An 8,297-nucleotide genomic window follows, 5' to 3' on the forward strand; every position below is an offset into this window, starting at 1 on the left:
GAATTAGTTATGTGATTTATCTATGTAATTCAGATAAAATATAAATAAATGCTATTGCCATGCACTGGCGTAATAATCTGTTTATACCAGCCTGGTGTTCTCTTCCGTGATGATTTTAATAACCAATTTTTTCACGATAGCATGGGTAATGAATCGATATGCCTCATCAGTATCACAGATGAATACTTGTCCAGCGTTGACCTGTACGGTTTGCCCCAAACCTTTCAGGTATTCACGGTCGGTGTCCTTCCGGTAGCAGTCAATTTCCTGTAGCTGGCTTTTCGGCGCGTATTCGATTTTTTGTGTGCCCTGTAAAAAGTAATGCACCTCAATGCAGCGGCGATGGCCGATAAACAGGGCATCCGTTGTGCTGTCGATTCTGACGTCGTAGTTCAGAGTATCTCCCTGCGAGTAAACAACACCGGGAGAGAGACTATCGAGCTTTCCTATCACCTCTGCGCAACGCTGCCAGTGATTTTTCGTATGCGTATGTTGTTGAAGCTGTTCTACGTTATCGATAATCCTCATTTTCTTTCCTTACGCATGAATCGACCGTTAACAGCCTGTGCTCAACGACATCATAGGTAATTATTTTAGTAAAATTTTTACTAAATAGAATAGAGGAATTCGATTTACTTTAACTCGATCACGAAATAGAGAAAATTGACGGGCTGTGAGGAAGGGAGGATTTGCCCGACGGCACTATCGGGCAAAGCGAACACTAGCGGGTTGTACCGCGCAGTTTCAGTTGGCTGGGGACATAGACCTGAAGCGGCAACACGCGGCCATCGCGCGCTTTTTCAATCAGCAGGTTAACACCCTGAATGCCCATCATCTCAGAGTGGATACGCACGGTGGAGAGTGGGGGAAAGGTGAAACGCGCGGTAGGGATATCATTGACGCTGATGAGCGAAATTTGCTCCGGAATCCGGACCCCATTTTCATGAATTGCCCGTAATACGCCGATAGCGATAGAGTCAGAAGCAACAAACAAGGCTGACGGATAATCTTGTTTTGCCAGCATTTTTTTGGCTAGCTCATAGCCAGATGCGCTGGAGAAACCGCCCCGGTAGATATCCATTTCTGAAACGACACCTTTCTGCTGCCCGTATTTCACAAAGGCAACTTCGCGGATATCCGCTTCTCCTGGCACGTCCTGACCACCAATGAAACCGATGCGTGTCGCACCCTGTTTGATGAAAAAGTCGATGATCTCCTGGCTAATGCGTACCAGATCGGTATCAACGAAATCGTAACCGCCGCCCGGAGGTTGAAAATCAATAAAACAGATATTGTCCGTTAGCGCTGTGGCGGTCTGGCGTATTGCATCGCTGGCCTTCCCAACCACAAGGACACCCGTCAGTTTTTTGATGCTGGGGGGCACATGATGTTCATAGCAGTTGGTGAGCTCAATACCCAACTTTTCACACTGTGTTTCAATACCGTGGCGGATAGACAGATAGTAGGGATCGTTGATCTCCAGCTTCTGCTGGTAACTGTAAAGTGCGAGAATGTGGTGCTGACTGGCAACACTCACCTGCATTTTGTGGGAAGAACTGCTCCTGTACTCCAGTTTTTCTGCAATCTCCAGAATACGATGCCGGGTTTCCTCTTTCACATTCAGGTTTGGATCGTCATTCAGAACGCGGGATACCGTTGCCAGAGAAACGCCAGCTTCCGCTGCTATATCTTTAAGAGTTGCCATATTTGCCTTTCATTCCACCATTCGACCGCATGGGCTGTTTATTGTAAATGAAGCCCCATGAGATGCATCTGTTTTTAGTAAATTCTTCGCGCTTTATCTTCCACGAAAATTCGGTTATTTTTTAGTAAAAGTTTACTTCGGAGAGAGAAATGGATACCGTCGCATTTGCCGATTTTGCCCGGATGGAAATACGTGTTGGAAAAGTAGCGCAAGTGAAGCGCCACGAAAATGCCGATAAACTCTATATCGTGCAGGTTGATGTCGGCGACAAAACGCTGCAAACGGTAACCAGTCTGGTGCCGTATTACCGCGAAGAGGAGTTGATGGGGAAAACGGTGGTGGTGTTGTGCAATCTGCAAAAGGCCAAAATGCGCGGTGAAACCTCAGAATGCATGTTGCTGTGTGCCGAAACTGATGATGGCAGTGAAAGCGTGCTGTTGGCGCCTGAACGCGTCATGCCGGCGGGGGTAAGGATTGTTTAAGTTAGGCTAATTGCCGGATGGCGGCTACGCCTTATCCGGCCTACAAAAGGGTGTCTTTTATAGGCCGGGTAAGGTTGTTACACCTGCTCCACGCTCACCCGTAATGCGGCCAGGGCTTTGCGGGTTGATCGTAATACCAGTTCGCATTGCTCGATCGTTAACGTCAACGGCGGTTCGATACGGATCGTCTTCGCGTTATTCAGTGTTCCGGCGACCAGCACTCGCTGACGGAACATTTCACTGGCAAAGCTGTAGCCAATCTCATTATCGACAAACTCAATCGCCATCAGCATGCCTTTACCGCGAACGTCGTGTACCAGATCCGGATATTCACGCGCCAGATGACGGAAACCATCCAGCAACATATCGCCTTTCTGCTCTGCCTGAGCGGGTAAATTTTGCTCCAGCAGGACGTTAATGGTCGCCAGCGCCGCCGCGCATGAGAGCGGGTTGCCACCGAACGTGGTGGTATGCAGGAAAGGGTTGTCGAACAGGACGGAGAACACTTCTTCGGTGGCAATGGTCGCGCCAATTGGCATCACGCCACCTCCGAGCGCCTTGGCCAGACACAGAATGTCAGGTTGCACGTTTTCATGTTCGCAGGCGAACATTTTGCCGGTGCGCCCCATGCCGGTTTGCACTTCGTCGAGGATCATCAGCGCGCCAAACTCATCGCAAAGTTTACGTACCGCGGTTAAATACCCTTGCGGCGGCAGGATTACGCCTCCTTCCCCCTGGATTGGCTCCAGAATCACGGCGGCAACATCGTCGCCGGTCTTTTTACATTCGCTCAGGACGGTGCGCATGGCATCAATATCGCCAAAAGGAACGTGGCGGAAGCCCGGCAGCAGCGGCATAAACGGTTTGCGGAAGGTTGATTTAGCGGTAGCGGATAGCGACCCCAGCGATTTACCGTGGAAGGCTCCGCTGGTGGCAATAAATGTAAATTTACCGCGCGGCGATTGATACGCTTTCGCCAGTTTTAGCGCCGCTTCAACCGACTCGGTCCCGCTGTTACTGAAGAAACTGTATTTCAGCTTTCCGGGAGCCAGTGCAGCAAGCGTTTTTGCCAGCATGGCCCGTAATGGGTCAAGTAATTCCTGGCTGTGCAGAGGTTGTTTCGCGAGTTGATTCTGTACGGCGGAGACCACTACTGGATTACGGTGCCCCACGTTGAAAATTCCAAAACCTCCCAGGCAATCGACAAACTCCTGTCCCTGGGTGTCGACAAGCGTATTCAGGCTTCCCGCTTGCCACTCTACGGCTCCGTAATCCCCGCCGGCAGTTACAGATTTTCGATACTCTAAGAACCCCGGATTAACATGCTCTTTGAAGTAATCAATCACCTCTCGGTTTAGTGCTTTCATTTCCTCATGATCAAGCGTTCGCTTCTCGATGAGATTCAGTGCGTGTGCGCTGCAGGCCAGAGCCGATGCGCTGGAAGGTAACCTGTTCAAAATATGCTCCCGGAGCTCGCGTATCACATGATACTGAATTAAGTATTGCAGGGATTGCGCCATCCCGACGCGCTTAACGAAAATCGGGATAAACACCAGGGAAGATCTTGCTTGTGCAACATTTAATCTCAAACATTAACATTTGCTGGCATTTTGCCCAGGTTTACGCGCGTAAAACCGACGGGAAAAACGCGTCATTGCGCTAAAAGTGGGCGAAAATTGCACTGTTGCGGTGCGCAGAGTGAAGGTGTGCTGAATAGTTACGTAATGAAAGTATTTTAAATCAATGAATTAGAAAACATACAAATTTTGAGGTTTAATCGCAAATTGCGATCTAAATCAAATTTAACAACTAAAGTTAAAAAGATTAGCGCCGAAATAACATAAGCCGAAAGAGTTAACAACCAGATAACCTGCACAGGACGCAACCATGTCTTCTCATCCCTACGTTAGTCAGCAAAATACACCGCTGGATGATGATATCACCCTCATGTCGACCACCGATTTACAAAGCTATATCACCCATGCGAACGATACCTTTGTCCAGGTCAGCGGCTATCAGCTGAATGAATTGCTTGCTCAGCCGCACAACCTGGTTCGTCACCCGGACATGCCGAAAGCGGCGTTTGCGGATATGTGGTACACCCTGAAACAGGGGGAACCGTGGAGCGGTATTGTGAAAAACCGGCGGAAGAATGGCGATCACTACTGGGTGAGGGCCAATGCGGTGCCGATGGTGCGGGAAGGGCGCGTAACCGGGTATATGTCGATCCGTACCCGGGCGACGGAAGCGGAAATTGCGGCGGTCGAACCTTTATATAAAGCACTCAATGAAGGCCGCTGTCATCGGCGCGTCCATAAGGGGCTGGTGGTACGTAAAGGCTGGTTGGGTAAACTCCCGTCGCTTCCGGTTCGCTGGCGGGTGCGCAGTGTAATGGCTTTCATGTTTGTCATCCTGGCAACTGCGCTACAGCAGATGGGGGCTGAATGGCCGCAACTGTTGGTGAGCGCACTGGTGATGCTGCTGGCGACGGTTATTTTCGAATGGCAGATTGTGCGCCCAATCGAGAATGTTGCCCAGCAGGCACTGAAAGTAGCGACTGGCGAGCGCAACAGCGTGACCCATCTTAACCGTAGCGATGAACTGGGTCTGATGCTACGGGCGGTGGGGCAGTTAGGGTTAATGTGCCGCTGGCTTATTCATGACGTGTCGAGTCAGGTCAGCTGTGTGCGTAACGACAGTGAAACGCTGGCGAAAGGCAGTGATGATTTAAACAAGCATACACAGCAGACGGTAGAGAATGTGCAGGAAACGGTCACCACCATGAATCAGATGGCGGCATCGGTGAAGCAAAACTCTGCGACGGCAGCGGCGGCTGACAAGCTGTCTATTGCTGCCAGCAGCGCGGCGACACAGGGCGGTGAGGCGATGGATACGGTCATTAAAACAATGGACGATATTGCCAACAGCACCCAACGGATCGGCACTATCACGACCCTGATTAACGATATCGCTTTCCAGACAAATATTCTGGCGCTGAATGCGGCGGTTGAAGCGGCCAGGGCGGGCGAACAAGGAAAAGGATTTGCGGTAGTGGCTGGAGAGGTACGTCATCTTGCCAGTCGTAGTGCAAGCGCAGCAAATGACATCCGTAAACTGATTGATGCCAGCGCCGACAAGGTGCAGTCCGGCTCCGATCAGGTTCATGCCGCAGGGCGGACAATGGATGATATTGTGGCGCAGGTTCAGAATGTGACACAGTTGATCGCTCAAATTAGCCATTCAACGCTGGAGCAGTCAGATGGACTTTCCAGCCTGACCCGTGCCGTAAATGAGTTGAGCAGTATTACGCAGAAAAATGCTGAACTGGTCGAAGAAAGCGCGCAGATTTCAGCAATGGTAAAACATCGTGCCGGTCGCCTGGAAGATGCGGTGACCGTGCTACATTAATTCTCTCCCCATCCCATTTTCCCGCCAAACGCTTATCGTCCCCGGTAGGCGTTTTTTGTGATAATTTTGTTAACCATGTATTAAATAATACCTCTTTGGTATTACGATTCTATTTTAATTATTCCGTTATGACGGCGAGCGCCCTGTTTTTAAATATTGTTAAATATCGCTTATATAACGATCGGTCTTGCTTTATTCATCGTCAAAAACTATTTCGCAACATTGGTGTAAATTAAAAAACGATCAATATCATAAAGTTAGGTGATTGCTGACCGATAAGGATATCTGTCTGAAGAAAACTGTCTCCAGGGAGAAAATATGTTCTTGCATAACGTAAAGATTCGCTCGAAGTTATTTATCGCGTTTGGTTTGTTTATTGTACTGATGATGGTGAGTTCGGGCCTTTCGCTGTTGAGTCTGGATCGTAGTAACAGTGGGATGCAGAACATCATTACCAATGACTATCCGATTACGGTAAAAGCCAATCTGCTCATTGATAATTTTCAGGAGTTTGTCAGTACTCAACAATTGATGTTATTGGATGAGGAAGGTAAATGGACCCAGGCGTCCCAGAAAAAGCTCGATACCATCAGCCAGCAAATTTCTGCTCTGCTGGATGCGCTGAGTGCTGCGCCTCTCAATGATGCATCCAAAAAAATTATTGCGGATATCCGCGATGTGCGTGAACAGTATCTGGCTTCCCGATTCCGCATTCTGCAGGCGCTGCAGAATCACGATCGCTCTGGTGCGATGCACGAGATGATGACCCGCACGGTGAATGTGCAGCAGGCGTATAAAGCAAAAGTGCAGGAGTTGATCGCCATTGAAGATGCCCAGATGCAGAAGGCGGGCGCTCAGGTGGAATATGATTTCCACACCAATCGCGCACTGTTGATTACTCTGGCGCTGATCAGCATTGCTGCCGGTTGTGTGATGGGTTGGTATATTGTGCGCTCAATTACCCGACCCCTTAATGAAGCCGTGCAGTTTGCCGAGGCGATTGCGCAGGGCGATCTCACTCGCAACATCAGTATGGAACAGAAGGATGAGACCGGTGTGCTGCTGCAAGCGCTGATGGCAATGAAAACCCGACTGTTAGAGATTGTCGAGGAAGTGCAAAACGGCTCCGAGAATATCTCTGCGGCGGCGGCGCAGATTGTCGCGGGTAATCAGGATTTGGCTGCGCGTACCGAAGAACAGGCAAGCTCGGTAGAACAGACCGCGGCGTCGATGGAACAAATTACCGCGACGGTCAAAACGACGGCAGACCATACCCATGAAGCGACGAAGCTGTCTACGGGAGCGGCGACGGTCGTGAAAAACAACGGTGAGATGATGAATCAGGTGACGCAGAAAATACGCGTGATTAATGAAACCTCTAACCGTATGTCAGAAATTATCAACCTGATCGATTCGATTGCTTTTCAAACCAATATTTTGGCGCTGAATGCGGCTGTCGAAGCCGCGCGCGCCGGTGAGCACGGGCGTGGTTTTGCGGTAGTTGCCGGAGAAGTGCGTCAACTGGCGCAAAAAAGCGCATCGTCTGCCAGTGAGATCCGCAATCTGATTGAAGACTCCACCAGTCAAACCCGGGAAGGGCTGGCGCTGGTTGAAAAAGCCAACGCGTTGATCAATGGAATGGTCACTAACGTTGAAGAAATGGATGTGATATTACGGGAAATCGGTCAGGCCAGCCGCGAGCAGACGGACGGTATTTCGCAGATTAACAGTGCGATTGGCCTGATCGACACCACCACGCAACAGAACTCCTGTCTGGTAGAAGAGTCCGTTGCGGCAGCGGCGTCATTAAATGAACAGGCATTACACTTAAAAGAGATGATCAAAGTGTTCCGCGTGCGTAAAGAGGACGCGCAGCCTGCTTAATCAAGCTGGGTGATGTCCAGCGATGCGCGATCGATAATTCCGATGATCTTCTTGATTTGCGCTTCGCTGGTGTCACCGTGATTGACCCGCAGATCCAGCACGGCTTTAAAATTCTCCAGTGCTCTTTTCATCTGTGGATTCTTGCGTAATTCAAAGCCGACACTGCGTGCTTTAATACGTTCGTGGATATGTTCCAGATGTTCCCGGTTCTCTTCCAGCCATTGCAGGCCTTGCTCTGTGATTGTTATCTGCTTACGTCCTCCTTCCTCGTCACGGATGGCGATAAGCGACTGATCCTGCAAGAAATCCAGTGTCGGGTAAATAACACCTGGGCTTGGGGTGTAATTACCCTGAGTCAATGTTTCAATGGCTTTGATTAGCTCATAACCGTGACTGGCATCGCGGGTCAAAATATCCAGAATCACCAGACGTAATTCGCCGTGACCGAAGAAGCGCTGACGTCGACCGCCACCACCACCGCGACCGTGGCGGTGTCCGCAGCCATGCTCATGGTGGTGCTCTTTGTTACAGCCTTCGTGACGACGTTCTTCACCTTTGCAGCAACCTTCGTGGTGTTCGCTGTGGTGACCTTCGTGGCGATGTCCTTCGCCTTTACAGCAGCCTTCGTGCTGGTGTTCTGCATGTTTGCAGCACCCTTCATGATGATCTTGCATCATTCATCTCCTGATGTTGTTTCGATATATCTAATTTATATCTAAACTTTTTCTGTTTGCAAGTCTGTGCAGAAATATTAATTTAATTTATTGATTTATATGTATTTATTTTTTATTGCGGCGTTTTGGAGGCTCTGTCCAGAC

At 49.7% G+C, this 8,297-nt stretch carries 7 protein-coding genes; 3 read left to right on the forward strand and 4 right to left on the reverse strand.

Features of this window, described 5'->3' with window-relative positions; translation table 11 throughout:
* Positions 1 to 81: 81 nt before the first annotated feature.
* Together NNO02_RS21850 and ebgR are read right to left on the reverse strand one after the other, a co-directional pair.
* Positions 82 to 528, reverse strand: a complete 447-nt coding sequence (locus NNO02_RS21850; RefSeq protein ID WP_271455726.1) for a beta-galactosidase subunit beta — start codon at positions 526 to 528, stop codon at positions 82 to 84.
* A 193-nt stretch (positions 529 to 721) separates the two neighbouring features.
* On the reverse strand, positions 722 to 1,705 hold the full coding sequence (ebgR, locus tag NNO02_RS21855; RefSeq protein ID WP_271455727.1) for a transcriptional regulator EbgR: 984 nt from the start codon (positions 1,703 to 1,705) through the stop codon (positions 722 to 724).
* Between the two features lie 149 nt (positions 1,706 to 1,854).
* Between ebgR and NNO02_RS21860 the strand changes: the two genes are divergently transcribed.
* Positions 1,855 to 2,187, forward strand: coding sequence for a tRNA-binding protein (locus NNO02_RS21860; RefSeq protein WP_271455728.1), 333 nt, complete (start codon positions 1,855 to 1,857; stop codon positions 2,185 to 2,187).
* 77 nt (positions 2,188 to 2,264) lie between these two features.
* Here NNO02_RS21860 and ygjG read toward each other — a convergent pair whose 3' ends face one another.
* Positions 2,265 to 3,644: a putrescine aminotransferase gene (ygjG, locus tag NNO02_RS21865; RefSeq protein WP_167335587.1), complete on the reverse strand. Its 1,380-nt coding sequence runs from the start codon at positions 3,642 to 3,644 to the stop codon at positions 2,265 to 2,267.
* Positions 3,645 to 4,074: 430 nt separating this feature from the next.
* Between ygjG and NNO02_RS21870 the strand changes: the two genes are divergently transcribed.
* Positions 4,075 to 5,595 carry a methyl-accepting chemotaxis protein gene (locus NNO02_RS21870; protein ID WP_271455729.1) on the forward strand — a complete coding sequence of 507 codons (1,521 nt, stop codon included), beginning with the start codon at positions 4,075 to 4,077 and terminating at the stop codon, positions 5,593 to 5,595.
* A 318-nt stretch (positions 5,596 to 5,913) separates the two neighbouring features.
* On the forward strand, positions 5,914 to 7,479 hold the full coding sequence (locus NNO02_RS21875; RefSeq protein WP_271455730.1) for a methyl-accepting chemotaxis protein: 1,566 nt from the start codon (positions 5,914 to 5,916) through the stop codon (positions 7,477 to 7,479).
* On the opposite strand, the gene NNO02_RS21880 is transcribed toward NNO02_RS21875, so the two are convergent.
* Positions 7,476 to 8,153: a PadR family transcriptional regulator gene (locus NNO02_RS21880; RefSeq protein WP_271442781.1), complete on the reverse strand. Its 678-nt coding sequence runs from the start codon at positions 8,151 to 8,153 to the stop codon at positions 7,476 to 7,478. The two genes, NNO02_RS21875 and NNO02_RS21880, sit on opposite strands and share 4 nt — an antisense overlap.
* Positions 8,154 to 8,297 lie beyond the last annotated feature (144 nt).

The sequence above is a fragment of the Citrobacter sp. Awk 2 genome, assembly GCF_028069815.1.
In the GTDB taxonomy this organism is placed as follows: Bacteria; Pseudomonadota; Gammaproteobacteria; order Enterobacterales; family Enterobacteriaceae; genus Citrobacter.

Coding starts and splice junctions, on each gene's coding strand:
- NNO02_RS21850 (WP_271455726.1), bottom strand. CDS start 528: ATGAGGATTATCGATAACGTAGAACAGCTTCAACAACATACGCATACG.
- ebgR (WP_271455727.1), bottom strand. CDS start 1,705: ATGGCAACTCTTAAAGATATAGCAGCGGAAGCTGGCGTTTCTCTGGCA.
- NNO02_RS21860 (WP_271455728.1), top strand. CDS start 1,855: ATGGATACCGTCGCATTTGCCGATTTTGCCCGGATGGAAATACGTGTT.
- NNO02_RS21870 (WP_271455729.1), top strand. CDS start 4,075: ATGTCTTCTCATCCCTACGTTAGTCAGCAAAATACACCGCTGGATGAT.
- NNO02_RS21875 (WP_271455730.1), top strand. CDS start 5,914: ATGTTCTTGCATAACGTAAAGATTCGCTCGAAGTTATTTATCGCGTTT.
- NNO02_RS21880 (WP_271442781.1), bottom strand. CDS start 8,153: ATGCAAGATCATCATGAAGGGTGCTGCAAACATGCAGAACACCAGCAC.